Here is an 18469-nt window from a genome sequence, read left to right on the forward strand (position 1 = left end):
GCGATGGCGTACGCGCATAGCGTTGGGGGGCGGACCTACCGCTTCGCCGATCTGAAAACGCTGCTGGCGAAAGCCAGTCCGGCGCGCTCCGGAGATTATCTGGCCGGACTAGCGGCTGAGGACGATGAGGAGCGCGTAGCCGCGCAGATGGCGTTGAGCGAGACGCCATTGAAGACCTTTCTGAACGAAGCGCTAATCCCTTACGAGGAAGATGAAGTCACGCGGTTGATCGTTGATGAGCACGACGCCGCGGCCTTCGCTCCAGTCAGCGCTCTGACAGTCGGCGATTTCCGCAACTGGCTCCTTGGCGCCGACGCCGACGAGCAAGCGCTGACTCGGCTCGCGCCCGGGTTGACGCCGGAGATGGTTGCGGCGGTCTCGAAGCTGATGCGCGTGCAGGATTTAATCCTGGTCGCGCGCAAATGCCGCGTGGTCACGCGTTTCCGCAACACCATCGGCCTGCCGCGCCGGCTTTCGACGCGGCTGCAGCCGAACCACCCGACCGACGACCCGGAAGGCATCTCCGCCAGCATTCTGGACGGTTTGCTCTATGGCAGCGGCGACGCGGTAATCGGCATAAATCCCGCGACCGACAGCGTGGCCGCCGTCTGCGCGCTCCTCGCGATGCTGGACGACATCATCCACAAATATGCGATCCCGACGCAGTCTTGCGTGCTGACGCATGTGACGACCGCGATCGCGGCGATTAATCGCGGCGTGCCGATCGACTTGGTGTTCCAGTCGATCGCCGGCACAGAGGCGGCCAACCGAAGCTTCGGCATAGACCTCGCGATGCTGGCCGAAGGACGCGAAGCGGCGCTGGCGCTCAAGCGGGGAACGGTTGGCGACAATGTTATGTATTTCGAGACAGGTCAGGGTTCGGCGCTGTCGGCGAATGCCCATCATGGCGTTGACCAGCAGACCTGCGAGGCGCGGGCTTACGCTGTCGCGCGCAAGTTCAAGCCATTGCTGGTCAATACCGTCGTCGGCTTCATCGGCCCGGAATATCTTTACAACGGCAAGCAGATCATCCGAGCCGGGCTCGAGGATCACTTCTGCGGCAAGCTGCTTGGCCTGCCGATGGGTTGCGACATCTGCTATACCAATCATGCCGAGGCCGACCAGGACGACATGGATGTCCTGCTGACCTTGCTCCCCGCCGCGGGCTGCAATTTCATTATGGGCATTCCGGGGTCTGATGACGTTATGCTGAACTACCAGACGACCTCGTTCCACGACGCGCTTTACGCGCGTGAAGTATTGGGATTGCGGATGGCCCCCGAGTTCGAGGAATGGCTTATCCGCATGGGCGTATTCGAGAGCGCCGAACAGATGCGCCCGCGCGATGCGTTGGCGGCGCCGTTCCGCCCGGCGCTGGCGCGAATCGCGTGAAAGCCTAATGGGTCCATCGCTATGAGCAAACTTGTCGTCGCCAATCCTTGGGAGAGTTTGCGCCGCTTCACGCAGGCGCGCATTGCGCTGGGACGGGCAGGGGTCAGCATACCGACCAAGCCGCTGCTTGAGTTTCAGTTCGCTCATGCGCGCGCGCGCGATGCGGTGCATTTGCCGATGGATCGCGAGGTGCTCTGCGCGCAGCTCGAGGCCGCTGGTTATCCTGTCGTCGGACTGCACAGCGCCGCCGCCGATCGCACGCAATATTTGCAACGCCCCGACCTCGGCCGACGACTGGACGAGCGCTCCCGCGAGCGACTCGCAGGACTAGCAAACAAGGGCGCCTGCGGCTTCGACATCGCCTTTGTCGTCGCCGATGGCCTGTCGGCGTTCGCCGTCAATCAGCATGCGCGGTCTATGCTCGATGCGGTCCGCCCGAAGCTGGCGGAGGCAGGCTGGCGGATGGCCCCGGTGACTTTGGTGGAGCAGGGCCGGGTGGCCATCGGCGACCAAATCGGGCAGCTGCTTGGCGCCGAAATTGTCGTAGTGCTGATCGGTGAGCGGCCGGGGCTCAGCGCGCCGGACAGTCTCGGGCTATATGTGAGCTATGGGCCCCGCATAGGACTGACCGACGCTGCGCGCAATTGCATCTCCAATGTGCGGCCCGATGGCCAAAGTTTTCCTGACGCCGCGCATAGACTGATATATTTGTTGCGCGAGGCGCGACGACGTAAATTGACCGGCGTCGAGCTTAAGGACGAGGTCGAGATGCCCCTCGCCGTCACGAAGAGCCCCGCGCCGCAAGCGAACTTCCTGATTGACGACGGCGACGCGAGCTAGCTTTTCCCGTGTCAACCGGTATTGCGGAGACCCGCTGCAATGCCGTTGATTGAGATGAGAATGCTGCGCAGGGTCGCCTCGTCGTGCTCGCCGCTTCGCCAGCGCCGCAGAAGTTCGACCTGGAGGTGATTGAGCGGGGCGATGTAAGGGAAACGGTGTTTGATCGATCCGGCCAAAGCTGGGTTGTCGGCCAGGCGCTCCGTTGTCCCCGTGATTTCGTTCACCGCCTCGACAGTGCGCCGCCATTCATCTTCCAAAGCGCCGAAGACTTGGCTGGCCAGCTCTCGGTCGGGCACAAGGTCCGCGTAACGCTTTGCTATGCCCATATCGGCCTTGGCGAGCACCATGTCCATATTGGAGAGCAAAGTGCGGAAGAAGGGCCACTCGGCGTTCATGCGCTTCAAAAGCGCCATTCGCTCCTCCGGCGCATCGGCGACGAATGCTTCCACCGCTGACCCAAAGCCGAACCAACCAGGCAGAGTGAGACGCGCCTGGCCCCAGGAGAATCCCCAGGGAATGGCGCGCAGATCCTCAATGCGCCGCGTCGAGCGGCGGGAAGTGGGGCGCGATCCGATGTTGAGTTCGGCGATTTCCGCAATTGGCGTCGCGGCGAAGAAATAGTCGACGAAACGCGGATTGTCGTAAACAAGGCCCCTGAAAGTCTTCATGCTCTTTTCCGAGAGCGCCGCAGAGGCTTGCAAAAAATCTTCCGGAGCGGTGCGTGCGGGCGGCAGCAAGGTCGCTTCAAGCGAGGCCGAGACCAGAGCTTCGAGATTGCGCCGCCCGATGTCTGGATTGGCGTATTTGGAGGCTATGACTTCGCCCTGCTCGGTTAGCCTGATCTGTCCGTTCACGGTTTCCGGCGGCTGCGCCAGTATGGCTTGATAGCTCGGGCCGCCGCCGCGCCCGACAGTGCCGCCGCGTCCGTGAAAGAGCCGCAGCGAGATGCCTTGATGCTCTTTGAACAATTTCGCCAGAGCGGTCGAGGCGCGGTATAATTCCCAATTGCTGGTGAAGAAGCCGCCATCCTTATTGCTATCCGAATAGCCCAGCATGATCTCTTGCTGGGTCCCTGATCCGCGCACTAGATCGGGGATGCCCGGCAATGCGTAAAACGCGCGCATGATGGCTTCGGCGTTGCGCAGATCCTCGATCGTTTCGAACAACGGGACGACCAACAGCTCCGCGGAAGAATCGGCGTCGCCCAAGACGCCATGCATCATGCCGCACTCTTTCTGCAGCGTAAGGGCTTCCAGCAGATCGCTGACCGTTTCCGTATGGCTGATGATGTAATGAATGATAGCCCTTTGGCCAAAAGCCCTGCGCAGATTTCTCGCTGCCTCGAAAATCTCGATTTCTTCTTCGCTCCGCGCGGAATAGCGAACGCCGGGGATGCGCAGGGGCCGCGGATCGCGGAGAAGCCCGAGCAGCAGCGTCTGTTTCTGCGACTCATCGAGCTTCGCGTAATCGTCGACGACGCGTGCGACGACCAGCAGCTCCTTAAGGGTCTCCTCATGACGATCGGAGCTTTGCCGAAGGTCCACAGTGGCGAGGTGGAAGCCGAACACGTCGACGGCGCGGCGTAGGGGCGCGAGGCGGGCCGGAATCAGGGCGGCCCCGTGGTTCGCGCGCAGCGACTCTTCGATGGTGGCGAGATCAGCCTGCAATTCGCTGGCGTCGAGATAGGGCTCGCCAGACGCGACGGCATGCCGCAAAGCTTCGGCGCCCGTCAGCTCGAAGAGGCTCGCCGCCAGCCGGGAGTAGATGCCGATCAGGGCGCGGCGATAGAGCTCATCCTCTCGATGCGCGTTTTCATCGCCCGATCGATGCGCCAGCGCCTGCAATTGCGCGGTGCATCCGACCAGCCGGCGGGAGATCGAGAGTTCGCCGCCGAGTATGTGAATTTCGGTCAAGTAATAGCGCAGGGTTGTTTCGCACTGGCGCCGTAACGCGAGCGCTAATGTATCGGCGTTGACATTGGGATTGCCGTCGCGATCGCCTCCGATCCAGGATCCCATGCGGAAAAATGGGCCAATCGGCGCACCGTCCAAATGATCCTCGAGCTCCGCATAGAGGCGAGGAATCTGGCGCAGAAAGGTGGTTTGGTAAAAGCCAAGCGCGTTTTCGATCTCGTCGCGGACGCTGAGCTTTGCGTAGCGCAGTAGTCGCGTTTGCCACAATTGCGCGATTCTGGCCCTGAGCAGCATCTCGTTTTGCTTGCGCTCGCGTTCGCTTTGCGTGGTTTCGCGCAGGAGCAAAAGCTGGGCGATGGAGCGCTCGGCGTCGAGCAGGCTTTTACGCTGCACCTCGGTCGGATGGGCCGTCAGCACCGGCGAGACCAAACTGCGTCCCAGCGCCTCGGCGATCGTCTTCGGCGCTATGCCCGATGCCGCCATGCGCTCAAAGGTCAGAGAGAGGCTGCCGTCTTCGTGACTTTTGGGATCCTGCGCCTCTTGCGCCGCGCGGCGGCGAATATTGTGGCGGTCCTCCGCTATATTGGCGAGATGCGCGAAATAGCTGAAAGCCCGGATGACCGCCATCGCCTGTTGCGATGTCAGCCCGCGCACCAATTCATCGAGCGCGCGCCCTACTTCCGGATTGGCGTCGCGCTGGAAGGCGACGCTGAGACGGCGCATGCTTTCGATGCGTTCGAAGGTTTCATCGCCTTCCTGTTCGCGGATGGTGTCGCCAAGCAATTGGCCAAGCAGGCGAATGTCATCGATGAGGGGGCGCTCGATGGTGGAGGCCCCGGTGGTCGAACTTGAACCGAAACTCTTTGTCATCAGTGCCTCGTCGCCGTCATCAGCGCCTCGTCGGCGGCGCTGGCGCAACGCGAGTTTGACAGATTTCGCCCGCCGCACAAGGCCGAGCGCAGCCGCTTGCGCCGCCTGCCGAAAAAGCATCCATTGTTCACATGGACTGCGCGGTTCAGCAACGCTCGGCGATGCGATGGGCCGGCGTTTATTTTGCTGCGATTGCCTCGCCTATCGGCAATTCGGCAAAAACGTCCTCGAGTGGTTTTTCCGGGTGCATGAAAAACGCCGAAATGGCGCCTGCCAACAGCAGCCCGATCGACATGATGAACGGCAAATACCAATTGCCTGTTATATCGATCATCGCGCCCGCCGCGAGCGGCGACGCGATCGCGGCAAATGCCGATCCCGTGTTCATGAGGCCCGCCGCCGTGCCTGAAAATTTGGGCGCGATGTCCATCGGAATCGACCACATTGGACCGATGACCATTTCTGCGAAGAAGAATCCGGCGGACAAGCAAATAGCGACGACTGTCATGTCGCGCACAAAAAGAATCGGCATCAGCGACGCGAGGGCTCCGACAAAGCCGAAAACAACAACGCTCAATCGAGCGAAACGGATGTCGCCAGTGCGAGCTAAGAGGTAGTCCGACAGCGCGCCGCCCAATGTGTCTCCGATCACGCCCGCGAAAAAGACGCCTGATGCGAAGAGCGCCGATTTTTTGATGTCGAGACCATAGTTGGTCTTGAAGAACAGCGGCAGCCAGTTGAGATAAAGCCAGAGACACCAGCCATAGCAGAAATAGGTGAGCGTGACCGGCCACATCCGACGGATAAGCGCGCTCCATGGGATCTTCGGCTTGACGGCGCCTGCTGTGGGAGCCGGAAGCTCCATCAGCTCTTGCTTCGAGATGCCCGGGTGATCTTTCGGCTCGTTGCGGAAATAGAGAGCCCAGACAAGGCCCCAAAGCAGGCTGATGATTCCGACCAGAACGAAAGATGCGCGCCAGGTCAGCGCAATCATGAGCGCGGCGATAATCGGAGGAGTCACGGCGTTGCCCACCCTTGCGGAGGCGTGCGTGATCCCCTGGGCGAAGCCCCGCCTAGCCGCGGGCACCCAAGATTGCATGGCTCTGGTGGCGACGGGGAATGTCGCGCCCTCCCCCAATCCCAGCAGAATGCGGGCGGCGAACAATGTCGCCAGTCCCGTGACGAATCCGGTTGAAATGGTCGCCACAGCCCATATCACGCCGCACCAGAACAGCGTCTTGCGCGGCCCGAAGCGATCGCCCAACCATCCGCCGCATATTTGAAATGCGAGATAGGGATAGGCATAGGCCGAGAACACCAGGCCGAGCTGCGTATTGGTGAGGCCGAGATCTTTTTGTATGTCGCCCGCGGCCGTGCCAATATTGACGCGGTCGACATAGGTTATGAAATACATGATGCACAGGAGCGCCAGTACGCCATGCGTTGGCTTCAAGCTGAGTCGCATGTCTATCTCCTGATGACCATTTATGCCGAGCGCGCAATCGCGACGGAGCCGATGTCGGCGAAGTCCGCTACGGCGCGGCTCCCTGGCGGAAGCTGCGTCATTCCAGTGTAGGAGCCGGTGGTCACAAGGTCGCCGGCGCGCAGGCCAACGCCAGTCAAGGCCAGATGGTTGGCGAGCCAAACGACGAGTTCGATGACGTCGCCCGCTGGGTTGCCGCCTTCGCCCTCGACGGCTACGCGTTCGTCGATAAGGAAGCGAACCTTGGCGCGTTCGAACGACATCGCAGGCGATGGCGAAACGCCCGATCCGATGACCATCGCGCCATGCGAGAGAAGATCGGCCACGAGAAGCTGCGGCGTCAGGTCGGGCCACGCCGCAAACCGGCTGTCTATGATCTCGAAACCGGCCGACACCTCGTCAATAGCCTCAAAGATCTCCTGGCGCGCATAAGGCCTGCCAATCGGCGGAAGGTTTCGTCCAACGCGGAACACGAGTTCGGCTTCGAGGAGCCACAGCCGAAAATTATCTCGCGGCAATGTGGCGTCAGAGCGGTGGATGCGATTCTCGAACAATGGCGCAAAAGCTGGGGCGGCGGTTGGCGCCTTGCGTCCGACCTTCCAGCCGACTGTCGGGCCGATAGTTTTCGCGATGTCCGCCTGAACGCGATAGGCCTCGGCTTGCGAGATTTGGAAATCTTCGGCGGCGAGCCCGGCGACGCCATGGCCCGTCGCGTGGGCGGCGATCAGCATGTTCAAAAGACGCGCCGCCGCATCGTCTTTCGCCTCCGCGCTTTGCGTGATCATCAATCTCTCCGAGGCAAACCGCCGGCTCTTTTGAGCCAGGTCGAGTCTTTTAGCAATGGCTCAAAGGCAGCACGGGGGGTCGATCGCAACCCACGGTTTGCTGGACGGAGTAGAGCCGCGCGTCATCCGGCGGCCGCCATCAGCGGGGAAAACGAATTGGAGTCGCCGCGATCCTCCAAAACCGCCATCGCCGCCAATACGCCGCCCGCGCGATGCGGCACTCCTGCGGCGGAAAGACCCATCTCGACGCCGCTCAAAGCGCCCATCAAGACAAGCTCATTGCACTCGCCGAGATGGCCGATGCGAAACACCTTGCCCGCAAGCTTCGTCAGGCCTGCGCCGAGCGACATGTTGAATTTGTCAAGAACGACGGCGCGGAACCGATCCGCGTCATGGCCGGGGGGCATGAGAACCGCGGTCAGCACCGGGGAGTATTCGGCGGGCTCCTGACAAAGCACCTCCAATCCCCAGGCGCGCACGGCTTCGCGCGTCGCGGCGGCGAGCCGCTGATGACGGGCGAATGCCTCATCGAGGCCTTCCTCGAGCAACATCGCGATCGCTTCGCGAAGTCCGTAAAGCAGGTTCGTCGCCGGAGTGTAAGGGAAAAAGCCATTCGCGTTGGGCTTCAACATGTCTCCCCAATCCCAATAGGAGCGGGGCAGCGTGTTGGTTTTCGACGCCGCGAGGGCCTTTTCCGAAACCGCCGTAAAGCCAAGGCCCGGCGGCAGCATCAAGCCCTTCTGCGAGCAACTCACGGTGACGTCGACGCCCCATTCCTCGTGACGGTAATCGACCGAGCCCAGGGATGAAATGGTATCCACCATCAGCAGCGCGGGATGGCCGGCCCTATCGATCGCTTTGCGGATCTCCGCGATGCGGCTGGTCACGCCGGTGGAGGTCTCGTTGTGCACCACCATGACGGCTTTGATTGAATGAGACTTGTCTTCCGCCAGTTTTGCTTCGATCTCGGCCGGATCGGCGCCGCGACGCCAGTCGCCAGCGAGAAAATCGACTTCCAGCCCCCAGCGAGCCGCCATTTGGCGCCACGCGGTTGCAAAATGTCCGGTCTCGACCATCAAAACCTTGTCATTCGCCGACAAAGTATTGACGATCGCCGACTCCCAAGCCCCGGTGCCGGAAGATGGATAGATTATGACCGGACCCGATGTTTTGAACACCTCCTGGCAGCCCTTCAGCACTTCGCGGCCGAGCTTCGCGAACTGCGCGCTGCGGTGGTCGATCACCGGCATGTCCATCGCCCGAAGCACTCTGTCGGGCACGGGGCTTGGTCCCGGAATCTGCAGAAAATGGCGTCCTTGGCGCGCCGTCATGCTTTCCCTCCTTGATGAATCGCCGACTGCATCGACGCCCAGACTTATTGCTGCCGGCATATTTGCATTCAAAATTTTGACAGGCAATAGAAATAATGCGTTCAATACGGCGTATCGACGGCGCGGGCCGGAGGCATTACTAATACCGATGATGACCGGAATCATTCTGCAAGATCTCGAAACGGGCGTTGCCGGTCGGCGACGCGATCCCGCGGATTCGTCCGAAAATGGCGGGTCCGCCGCTTCATTGCACGACGAGACTTTGACGCGCCTGCGCGACTATATCGTCGAAGGCAATCTTCCCGGCGGCGCGCGCATTCCTGAACGTCAGCTTTGCGAGATGTTTGCGATTTCGCGTACGCCGTTGCGCGAAGCGCTGAAAGTCTTGGCGTCCGAGGGACTGGTCGAACTGCTTCCGAATAGGGGTGCCAGGGTGCGGCAATTGAGCGCCGCCGATCTGAGAGAGCTTTTCGACCTTATGGGCGGCCTCGAGGCGCTCGCCGGACGGCTTGCCTGCGAAAATATCACGGAAGACGAGATTTCCGAGATCGAAAAAATGCATCACGAGATGTATGCGTGCTTTCTGCGGAGGGATATGCACGGTTACTTCCGCTGCAATCAGTCGATTCATCAGAGCATCGTCAGATCCGCCGGCAATTCGGCTTTGAACGCCGCCTACGCCGGCGTCGCCGGCCGAATTCGTCGCGTGCGCTATGCCGCTAATATGGACAGGAAACGCGATCGCTGGAGCGAGGCCATGCGCGAACATGAAGACATTCTTGACGCTTTGCGTCGGCGCGCAGGCGAGGAGCTGAGCGATATTCTATTCCGGCATCTGCGCAATAAGCGCGCAGCCGCCATCGATTGTTTCGACATCCCAAGCGCGGCGAGCTGTGAGGCGCCGAGACAATCGCGGTAAGCCCGTTCGATGCCCGGCCGCATTTTCGCGGTCGCCTCTCCGAGGCATGCTAGTTGGTCATTCTGAATTCACTTTGGTCCAGAATTGCATGCAAAATATAGCGTTTCCGATCAATGGACTTATAAAACTGGCGTAGACAGCGCCGCCATCGTTCGAGCGGCGGCATGGCGGCAATCGGGGTATGCGGATGCAGGGTGAGTCACAGTCGGGATTCGGCAGGCGGCTGAAAGCCGAGGTTGAAGGCGAAGTGCTATTCGACCCATTCAACAGAGGCCGCTACGCCACCGACGCTTCACATTATCAGATGATGCCCACGGGTGTGGTCGTGCCCAAGACCATGGACGCGGCGCGGCGCGCCCTCGACCTCGCGCGGGATGAGGGCATTCCCGTCACTGCGCGCGGGGGCGGCACGTCGCAATGCGGCCAGACAATCAACCGCGGCCTCATCATTGATGGCTCCAAACATCTTCGCCGCATCCTCTCGCTTGACGTGGAGAACAAGCGCTGCGTGGTCGAGCCGGGCATCGTGCTCGATGAACTCAATCGCAGCCTCAAGCCGCATGGTCTCTGGTTTCCCGTCGATGTCTCCACGGCCTCGCGCGCGACGATCGGCGGCATGGTTGGAAACAATTCCTGCGGCGGTCGCTCCTTGCGCTATGGCACCGCAAAGGACAACGTCATCTCCATCGAGGCGATATTGGCCGATGGGGAGGCCATGAGCTTTGGCGAAGTCGACGCCGATCTCGCCGGTCTGAAAGACAATCGCAAAAAAGCGCTCGCCGGGCGGCTCCTCGAGATTGGCGCGCGCGAGGCGGCCGAAGTCGCCGTGCGGTTCCCAAAAGTGCAACGCCGCGTCGGCGGCTACAATCTCGACGCTCTCGATCCCGCGCGCGGTCGCATCAACCTCGCGCATGCTCTCGTCGGGTCTGAAGGGACCCTCGCCTATTCGACCGCCATCGAATTGAAGCTATGGCCGCTGCTCGGACGCCGCGCAGTCGGCCTATGTCACTTCGGCTCGTTCTACGCGGCGATGGATGCCGCCCAGCATCTCGTGAAGCTGAAGCCGATCGCTGTCGAGCTTGTTGATTCAACCTTGATCTCGCTGGCAAGCGAGATCGCCATGTTCCGGCCGACGATCGACGCTATTTTGCGCGGGACGCCAGAGGCCCTTTTGCTCGTCGAATTCGCGGAAGACGATGCCGAGAATGTCCGCCGAATGAAGCAGCTCGTCGCGCTGATGGGCGATCTTGGCCTTGGCTTTGATCGCGAGGGCGCGCATTGGGGCGGCGTCGTGGAAGTGTTCGATCCTGCGCTTCAGGCGGCGATAACTGACCTGCGCACATCTGGCCTCAACATCATGATGTCGATGAAGGACCAGCGCAAGCCGATCTCTTTCGTCGAGGATTGCGCGGTGCCGCTGCCGCACCTTGCCGATTACACGCAAAGTCTGACGAGCATATTCGAAAAGCACGGCACGCGAGGCACGTGGTATGCGCATGCCTCGGAGGGCTGCTTGCATGTGCGCCCCGTGCTTAATCTGCGATTGGACAAAGACGTCAAAGCGATGCGCGCGATCGCCGAGGAGGCTTTCGCATTGGTGCGCGCATATAAGGGCTCGCATTCCGGGGAGCATGGCGACGGTCTGACTCGCAGCGAATTTCACGAGCCCATGTTCGGCTCGAAGCTGGTGCGGGCTTTCGAGGAGATCAAAGACGTTTTTGATCCGGTGGGCTTGCTCAATCCGGGCAAGATCGTGCGGGCTCCGCATTTTGACGATCGCAGTCTGTTCCGCTATCCGCCAAACTATCATGTCGACGATTTTCGGCCCCAGCTCGATTGGTCTGCTTATCCAGGCGCCGTCGGCGGCCTGCAGGGGGCCGTCGAGATGTGCAACAACAATGGCGCCTGCCGCAAACTCGAAGGGGGCGCAATGTGTCCTTCGTACCGGGCGACCCGCGATGAAATGCATGTGACGCGCGGGCGCGCCAACACGCTTCGCCTCGCGCTTTCCGGCCAACTCGGAAAGGATGCGTTCAGCTCGGATGACATGGCCGAGGCGATGAAGCTGTGCGTCTCGTGCAAATCCTGCAAGCGCGAGTGCCCAACTGGCGTCGATATGGCGCGCATGAAAATCGAGGTTCTGGCGGCTCGCGCGGCAAAGCTCGGCTATTCCATGCGCGATCGGCTGGTCGCGTTCTTGCCGCACTATGCCCCCTATGCCGCGCGCATCGCTCCCTTGCTCAACCTGCGCAACCGCATCCCATTCTTGGCCCGGCTTTCCGAGAAGATGATCGGGATCAGCGCGCGCCGCTCGTTGCCCGTCTGGCGGCGCGATCGCTTCGCCATTCCTGCGGAGGCGTTGGGGCCGCGCGACGGACGAGAGGTCGTCCTCTGGGTTGACACCTTCAACGCCGCATTCGAGCCGGGGACAGTCGAGGCTGCATTAGCAACGCTGACGGGTTCGGGATATCGGGTTCACATCGCGCGCGCTGCCGATGGATCAAAACGCCCGCTTTGCTGTGGCAGGACATTTCTTTCAGTAGGCAATGTCGAGGCGGCGCGGGCGGAGATGTCGCGCACGCTGAAAGCGCTGCAGCCGTTCCTGGAGCGCGGCGCGCCGATCATTGGACTCGAACCAAGCTGCCTTTTCACGTTTCGCGACGAGCTGGCCGCTGTGTCCCCCGGGGCCGACGCCGACCGCGCAGCGGCGCTCGCCGTTCTGTTTGAGGAATTCATCGTCCGCGAAGCCAAGGCCGGGCGATTCCTGCCTCGCTTCGCGCCCCTCGCCGAGAAAGTCTTGCTGCATGGCCATTGCCACCAAAAGGCGTTCGGCGCCATGAGCTCGATCGAGGCTGCTCTTCGGCTGATTCCCGGTCTCAAACTCGAAACGATCGAATCAAGCTGCTGCGGCATGGCCGGCGCGTTCGGCTATCAAGCAGAGACGGTCGATGTCTCGCTGGCGATGGCCGAATTGTCCCTACTGCCCGCCGTTCGCAAGGCGGAGCCCGGATCCATTGTCGTTGCGGACGGCACGTCTTGCCGGCACCAGATCAAAGACGGCTCGGGCCGCGAAGCAATTCACGTCGCGCGCCTCATGGCCGCCAGCATAGCCGCGGCGGACGCGAGCTTTATGACTCCGCAATGACATCAGCGCGGCGACGCTAACCTAACGCATAATATTTAACGGTTCGACGAATCGGCCTAGATCACGCGAAATTGTTACTTTGAAACAGAGCTCTGAACCACGATTATAGCGCACACTGAAATAATATAGGACGATCGCCGAGAATAAACGCGGCGCCCCGGCGTCTTTATGTTTTGATCGATGTTGACCATGGAGAGCACCAATGCTGAAAGCTTTCGTCCGCGCCGCGCTGATCGCCGGCGCGCTTTTCGTCGCCAATACTTCATTTGCACAAGCGCCGGCTCCGGCGCACGCCGCCGATACAAGCAAGGGCAAAGCCCTCGTCGATTCCAAGGGCATGACGCTTTATATCTTCGACAAGGATGCGGAGGGTAAATCGGCTTGCAACGGCGGATGCGCCACCAACTGGCCGCCTTTTGTGTCCGCGGCGGGCGCAAGCGCCTCTGGTGATTGGACCATCGTTACGCGCGATGACGGCGCGACGCAGTGGGCCTACAAGGGCAAGCCGCTTTATGCCTATATCAAGGACGCGAAGCCGGGAGACGTAGTGGGCGATGGCTTCAAGGACGTCTGGCACGTCGCAAAGCCCTGACCAGCGGATCATTTGCCGATCGCCGCAGCTACTGAAGAATGAGTTGAGGTTAGGCTCGCGATGCGCCGAATGGATATCATAGCGTAGGGAATTGGGATCGCGCGGCCATAAAGGGAGCAAGGTTCAACAATGAGCCAGTCCGTAAGAGAATGCGCCGACGCGGACAAAGCGCGCGTTTCGGCCATGCTTGGGGCCGCGTTCCAAGATGACCCCGTAATCGCTTATATTTTTCCCAATCCGGAGGTTCGCCGCGCGCGGCTTCCGGGTTTTTACGGCGTCGTCTATGGCGTCGACGGCGCAAGGGGCGCCCGGTTCATGACGGCAAACGGCGAGGCCGCAACAATTTGGCGAGCCCCTGGCCATGAACGCCATTCGCTCGTCGAAAAAATACAGCAGGCGTGGCCCTGGGTGGCGGCGTCGGGGCCTGCGATCGGTCGCGTGCTCGTTTTCAGCGGAGCCAGCGACGAGCATCATCCACCAGAGCCCCACTGGTATCTTCACGCGGCGGGATGCCTGCCTTCCGCCCAGCGCAAAGGCTTCGGCAGCGCCGCCGTTCGGGCGGGACTCGCCCGCGCCGACGCCGACGGGGTTCCCGCATATCTGGAGACTGCAACCGAAGCCAACCTTCCCTTTTACGCCTCGCTCGGCTTTGCCGTAACGCATGAGTGGAAGGTAAAGAATGGCCCTCGATGCTGGTCAATGCTCCGCAAGCCATCGTAGCGCTGCCGAGACTCTGATCTCGCTTAGTTTGATGCCGGCATGCCTTGGTAGTAAATGGCCAAGCGACGCTCCTCGTCAGGCGTCAGTTGATGCGCGATGGTTCGCATGCGCTTGAAAAAGTCGTTGTGGCGTTCGCCAGTCCCAAAATCCTTGAGCTGTTGTTCGAGGTAGGGACTGGATTGGCCGAGGAGAAGAGGAGCGGCCTCGGGACCGCTCCGGCTTAACCCATGGCAGGAATCGCAAGATGGAATCGCGCGCGCGGGGTCGCCGATCCGCGCCAAAGTGCTAATCTTGAGCAAAACCCCCGAGTCGGCCGCCCGCAAATCCGCCCGCGGCCGCGTCGCGAAATAGGCGGCGACATCAGATATTTGCTCTTCCGTTAAAGACGCGGCGATCGGTTGCATTATGTCGGACTTGCGATCGCCCGATTGGAAATCGCGGAGTTCCTTGAAAATCGCCGCTTCGGATTGCCCGGCGAGATTTGGAAATTGGGCCGGATCGACAGATTTTCCATCCTCGCCATGGCAGACGCCGCAGGTGTCCTTGGCGATAGTCGCGCCCCGCGTCGCGCTCGCGTTGGAGAGGAGACGGCGCGTCTCGACCGTCCACGCGACATTGGAGACGGGAGCGCTCGCCGTCGCAGCGCCTGGGTCCGGCGGGATCTTCGCGTAACCTGGTATGCCGAGCGCGCGGCAGATGGCGGTGAATGGGTCAAACCGGGTCTCGCTCCGCGACGGCAGAACGATCAGCGCGAGGATAAGGCTGATGAGGGTAAAAGCGCCGACGAGCACGCTAGCCCAAAGACACCAGGAGCGATCAGCGGCGCTAGGCTCGGTTGGGGGAGGAAGAGCTTCGGACATGTGGAGCTTAGCCTCCAAGGTCGACGCGATGAATAGGCGCGGGATAATCCTTGATGAAGAAGAACTGCCCGATCGGGTATCCGTAGGCCATCAGCATCAGGAAGAGCAGCAGCCAGTTGCAAAGCGCAAATCCGTTGAGGGCGCTCGGCACCCGTTGCGGCGGATGTAGGGCGACGGCGTAATGCATCTGACGGTCCGCCTCCGGACCGCGATAGAGAGTCACGAGATTCCACACGAATAGAAGGCCGCCGGCGAGCATGATGTAGCCGCCGATCATCGAAACAATGGTCCAGGGTTGCCAAAACGCGATCGCTGGATTGGCGTAGTCGAAGGTCGCGACCCTGCGCGGCTCGCCGAACAGACCTAGCACGTGCCAGGGAAAAGTCGTCACCACGATTCCGATAGCCCACAGCCACAGCTGCAGACGAATTGGCTTTAGGGACAGCGGCTGGCGCCCGACGAGCTTCGGCCAAAACTCATAGGCGATGGCGAAATACATGGTCACCACCGAACCGCCATAGATCAGATGAAAATGGGCGGTTACCCAGGAGGTGTTATGGATCATGGCGTTCATGCCATAAGACATATTGATGGTGCCGCCAAAACCACCGAAACCGAGCAGAACAAAGCTAAGCCCGGTGGCCAGCACCATCGGCCTGTCCCAGGGAAGCGCTCCGATCCAGCCGAATAGGCCGCGACCGCCGCGGAGCCGTCCGACGATCTCCATTGAGGCGCCGATCGTGAAGATCGTCAGCAATGTCGGCACGGTCACGAGCGCTGTCAGCATCATCTGAAGGAACTTGAAGCCGGTCCCGTGTTCGGGGTCCGTGAATAGATGATGCATGCCGACGGGGAGCGAGTAGAGCACCAAAAGCAAGAAACTCAGGCGCCCCATCATATCGCTGTAAAGCCGGCCGCCGGCGGCTCGCGGCGCCATTGTGTAGAATGCGATATAGGCGGGAAGCAGCCAGAAATAGACGATTGGGTGCAACGTCCAGGCAAATAGCGTCCGGGCGAGGCCGATGTCTATCGTCTGCGTCCAGCCGAGCGAGGCCGGAATTGCCTGAAACAAAAGCTCGGCGGCGACGCCGGCCGTGGTCCACAACCACAGGAACGCGTTCGCGACATTGCCGAACATGGCGAGCGGAACGGGCTTGCCGGGATTGTCCTTCTTCCAGTCGCTCATCGCCCAGATCATCAACGCGATCCAGAACCAAGAGCCGACAACCACGAGCACAAGGCCGAGATAGTAGAACACGCTGCCGGTCAGCGGCGGATAGAAAGTGTAGAGCACGGTGGCTTTGCCGGCCAGCACAGGGGCCATCGCCATGACGACGCCAGCCATGATGAGCCAAAAGCCGATCCACGCGAGGCGCGTGTTGGGCAGCGGCCTGTCAAGCGAGGTCACGGCGACGAAATAGCCAAAGCCCATGACGAACAGCGTCGGCATGACATAGCCCATGATCGTGCCATGTGCGGTGACCGAAGCGAAATAGGCCTCCGGCGACGTAAAGACGGGATTGAGGCCGCTGCGCACCGTCATCTGCCAAGCGCCTAGAATAATGGCGACGGCGAAGGTCGCGAACGCGACCCCGAAATGGGCGAGGATCAGCCGATCAGCGCGGTATGTCACAGCTCGCCCTTCCATTCTCGTCATTGCGCCATTCGCTCTGCGGGATGACGCGGACCAGGCTCCACATCTCGCTGTGGCCCAATCCACAAAATTCGTGGCAAGGCATCAGATGATCGCCCGCCTCGTTGAAGACCGTGTGAATTTCGGAAACATAGCCGGGCACGACCATCGTATTTGCGTTTGTGCCGGCGATGAGAAAGCCGTGGATGACGTCGGGACTGGTGACGCGAATCGTCACCGGCTTTCCTTGCGGCACGGGGATGCAGCGCGGCACGAAAGCGAACTGGGCGGCGATGATCCGCACCGTCACCGAACCGTCAGGATTGACGCTAGCGCCGAGATTGTTTTCGGCGAACTCTTTGTTCGCGCCGAGCGTCGTCGGGTCGGTGGTTTCGACATGGCTCGGCGGATGCATCGCCATGACGAAGCTTGAGACGCCGGTGACTGCGAGCATGATCGCCACCGCGACGATGACGATGGCGGCCCACCTGCGCTCCGTCTTTTGAATGTCCTGCTCATTCATGATTGGAGAGCCTCAGCTGATCGGGCCGCGCGGCAGGAACACGAAGAAATAAACCGCAAGCCAAGCCAGCAGTAACAAGCTCAGAGTTAAGCCGGCCAAAGCGAACGCGCCCCTTGGCACAATCTTCAGAGCCTGCTCCAACGCGGCGTCGGCGGCCGGGTCGGAAACGTTCTCCGCGATGAGCGATTCCAAGGATTGATCAAAATTTGCCATGCACTTTCTTTCAGCTAATTTCAAAATTGCGTCAACTGTAACCTACGCAAGAAAATGGCGTCGAGTTTTGTTCTAGCGCAAGCCGGACGGTAGACGTACTCCGGCGTTCAATTTTTGCTTCCGAACCCGAACCCGAACCCGCTCTAGCGAGCATGCGGGCCTCGCCTTCATCGTTAGGTCGCATTCCAAACAGAGACTGACCCGCATCGTCAGGCCATCGCAACCGATGTCCTCCCACCAGGAATCATTGTTACATGAACATCATAATAGGGAGCGCTCAAAGCCCCATTCTGGCGAGCGCTCAGAGCAGAGCTGAGTTAGAGGCCGCCGCCTCGCGGCGCGGCGTCGAATCCGTTGTAGCGAACAGCCGCGCCGACCTCATGAGGGAATTGCCGCGGGCCGACGCGATTTGGATCGAACCCGCGACATATGACGCCGAGTTTGTCGCAACGCTCCGGCGCGATGTCGGCCATCTTAAATGGATTCAGCTGATGAGCACGGGGTTCGACGCAGTCGAACGTTACGGCGCCCCGGACGGCGTCGTCGTGACCAACGCGGGCGACGCCTATGCTCCTCTTGTCGCGGAGCACGCCTTGGCATTGCTGCTGGCGCTTGGTCGCGGGCTGCCAGACGCGCTCGACAGCGGCGCCGAGCATCAATGGAAGTCGGAGATCGGCGCCCGCGTGACGACGCTCGATGGCGCGGCCGTAACCATTTTCGGCTTTGGCCGCATCGGGCGGGAGATCGCGCTCCGGCTGCGTCCCTTTGGGACCCGCATCATAGCCGTAACGCAGCGCGGGCGACTGGAGCCGCTTGCTGACGAAACGCTGTCCAGCGATAAATTAGGCGACGCGCTCAAAGTCAGCGACGCGCTCATTGTCGCGGCGCCGTTGACGAAGAGCACGCATCATGCAATCGGCGCAAAGGAGCTTTCGGCCTTGCCGCGTCACGCCTTCGTCATCAATATCGGCCGAGGGCCGATCATTGATGGGGCGGCGCTCAGCCATGCGCTGGCAAAAGGCGTGATTGGAGGAGCGGGTCTTGACGTGACGGACCCTGAGCCGCTGCCGCTCGATGATCCGTTATGGGCCTGTAAAAATGTCATTGTGACGCCGCATATCGCCGCGATGGGCGGCGCGCTTCCAGCACGGCGTCTTGCAGCCATTCTCCAGCGCAATCTCGATCATTTCATCAATGGGCGCGAATTGGAAAATCGCATCTTCTGAAAGGTGTGACGGAGGCGCGATCGC

At 61.0% G+C, this 18469-nt stretch carries 15 protein-coding genes; 7 read left to right on the top strand and 8 right to left on the bottom strand.

Annotated elements, in window-relative coordinates; translation table 11 throughout:
- Positions 1-3 precede the first annotated feature (3 nt).
- Complete coding sequence (locus tag WDN46_02870) at positions 4-1392, top strand: ethanolamine ammonia-lyase subunit EutB (GenBank protein ID MEJ0092393.1); 1389 nt, start codon at positions 4-6, stop codon at positions 1390-1392.
- Between the two features lie 21 nt (positions 1393-1413).
- Positions 1414-2232, top strand: a complete 819-nt coding sequence (gene eutC, locus WDN46_02875; protein ID MEJ0092394.1) for an ethanolamine ammonia-lyase subunit EutC — start codon at positions 1414-1416, stop codon at positions 2230-2232.
- A gap of 11 nt (positions 2233-2243) precedes the next feature.
- On the opposite strand, the gene ppc is transcribed toward eutC, so the two are convergent.
- The 4 genes from ppc to WDN46_02895 all read right to left on the bottom strand — a co-directional run bounded on the left by ppc (position 2244) and on the right by WDN46_02895 (position 8614).
- Entirely contained in the window at positions 2244-5015 is a 2772-nt protein-coding gene (ppc, locus tag WDN46_02880; protein ID MEJ0092395.1) for a phosphoenolpyruvate carboxylase, read from the bottom strand.
- Between the two features lie 178 nt (positions 5016-5193).
- Positions 5194-6480 carry an MFS transporter gene (locus tag WDN46_02885; GenBank protein MEJ0092396.1) on the bottom strand — a complete coding sequence of 429 codons (1287 nt, stop codon included), beginning with the start codon at positions 6478-6480 and terminating at the stop codon, positions 5194-5196.
- A gap of 20 nt (positions 6481-6500) precedes the next feature.
- Positions 6501-7283, bottom strand: a complete 783-nt coding sequence (locus WDN46_02890) for a fumarylacetoacetate hydrolase family protein (protein ID MEJ0092397.1) — start codon at positions 7281-7283, stop codon at positions 6501-6503.
- Positions 7284-7405: 122 nt separating this feature from the next.
- Positions 7406-8614: an alanine--glyoxylate aminotransferase family protein gene (locus WDN46_02895; protein ID MEJ0092398.1), complete on the bottom strand. Its 1209-nt coding sequence runs from the start codon at positions 8612-8614 to the stop codon at positions 7406-7408.
- A gap of 148 nt (positions 8615-8762) precedes the next feature.
- On the opposite strand from WDN46_02895, the gene WDN46_02900 reads away from it, so the two are divergent.
- From WDN46_02900 to WDN46_02915, 4 genes are all read left to right on the top strand, one after another.
- Entirely contained in the window at positions 8763-9533 is a 771-nt protein-coding gene (locus tag WDN46_02900; GenBank protein ID MEJ0092399.1) for a GntR family transcriptional regulator, read from the top strand.
- A gap of 187 nt (positions 9534-9720) precedes the next feature.
- A complete protein-coding gene (locus WDN46_02905) occupies positions 9721-12678 on the top strand; it encodes an FAD-linked oxidase C-terminal domain-containing protein (GenBank protein ID MEJ0092400.1) in 2958 nt (985 codons plus the stop codon).
- 202 nt (positions 12679-12880) lie between these two features.
- Complete coding sequence (locus WDN46_02910) at positions 12881-13270, top strand: hypothetical protein (GenBank protein MEJ0092401.1); 390 nt, start codon at positions 12881-12883, stop codon at positions 13268-13270.
- 129 nt (positions 13271-13399) lie between these two features.
- On the top strand, positions 13400-13990 hold the full coding sequence (locus WDN46_02915) for a GNAT family N-acetyltransferase (GenBank protein ID MEJ0092402.1): 591 nt from the start codon (positions 13400-13402) through the stop codon (positions 13988-13990).
- Positions 13991-14013: 23 nt separating this feature from the next.
- On the opposite strand, the gene WDN46_02920 is transcribed toward WDN46_02915, so the two are convergent.
- The 4 genes from WDN46_02920 to WDN46_02935 are packed head-to-tail and all read right to left on the bottom strand — an operon-like array spanning position 14014 to position 17243.
- The gene (locus WDN46_02920; GenBank protein ID MEJ0092403.1) at positions 14014-14850 is read right to left on the bottom strand and encodes a c-type cytochrome; all 837 of its coding nucleotides are present in this window, start codon (positions 14848-14850) and stop codon (positions 14014-14016) included.
- Between the two features lie 7 nt (positions 14851-14857).
- The gene (locus WDN46_02925; protein MEJ0092404.1) at positions 14858-16498 is read right to left on the bottom strand and encodes a cbb3-type cytochrome c oxidase subunit I; all 1641 of its coding nucleotides are present in this window, start codon (positions 16496-16498) and stop codon (positions 14858-14860) included.
- A complete protein-coding gene (locus tag WDN46_02930; GenBank protein MEJ0092405.1) occupies positions 16467-17006 on the bottom strand; it encodes a cytochrome C oxidase subunit II in 540 nt (179 codons plus the stop codon). The genes WDN46_02925 and WDN46_02930 overlap by 32 nt, the downstream gene beginning before the upstream one ends.
- A gap of 12 nt (positions 17007-17018) precedes the next feature.
- Positions 17019-17243, bottom strand: a complete 225-nt coding sequence (locus tag WDN46_02935; protein ID MEJ0092406.1) for a hypothetical protein — start codon at positions 17241-17243, stop codon at positions 17019-17021.
- 230 nt (positions 17244-17473) lie between these two features.
- On the opposite strand from WDN46_02935, the gene WDN46_02940 reads away from it, so the two are divergent.
- Positions 17474-18445: an NAD(P)-dependent oxidoreductase gene (locus tag WDN46_02940; GenBank protein ID MEJ0092407.1), complete on the top strand. Its 972-nt coding sequence runs from the start codon at positions 17474-17476 to the stop codon at positions 18443-18445.
- Positions 18446-18469: the final 24 nt, after the last annotated feature.

Source organism: Methylocella sp. (assembly GCA_037200525.1).
GTDB lineage: Bacteria > Pseudomonadota > Alphaproteobacteria > Rhizobiales > Beijerinckiaceae > Methylocapsa.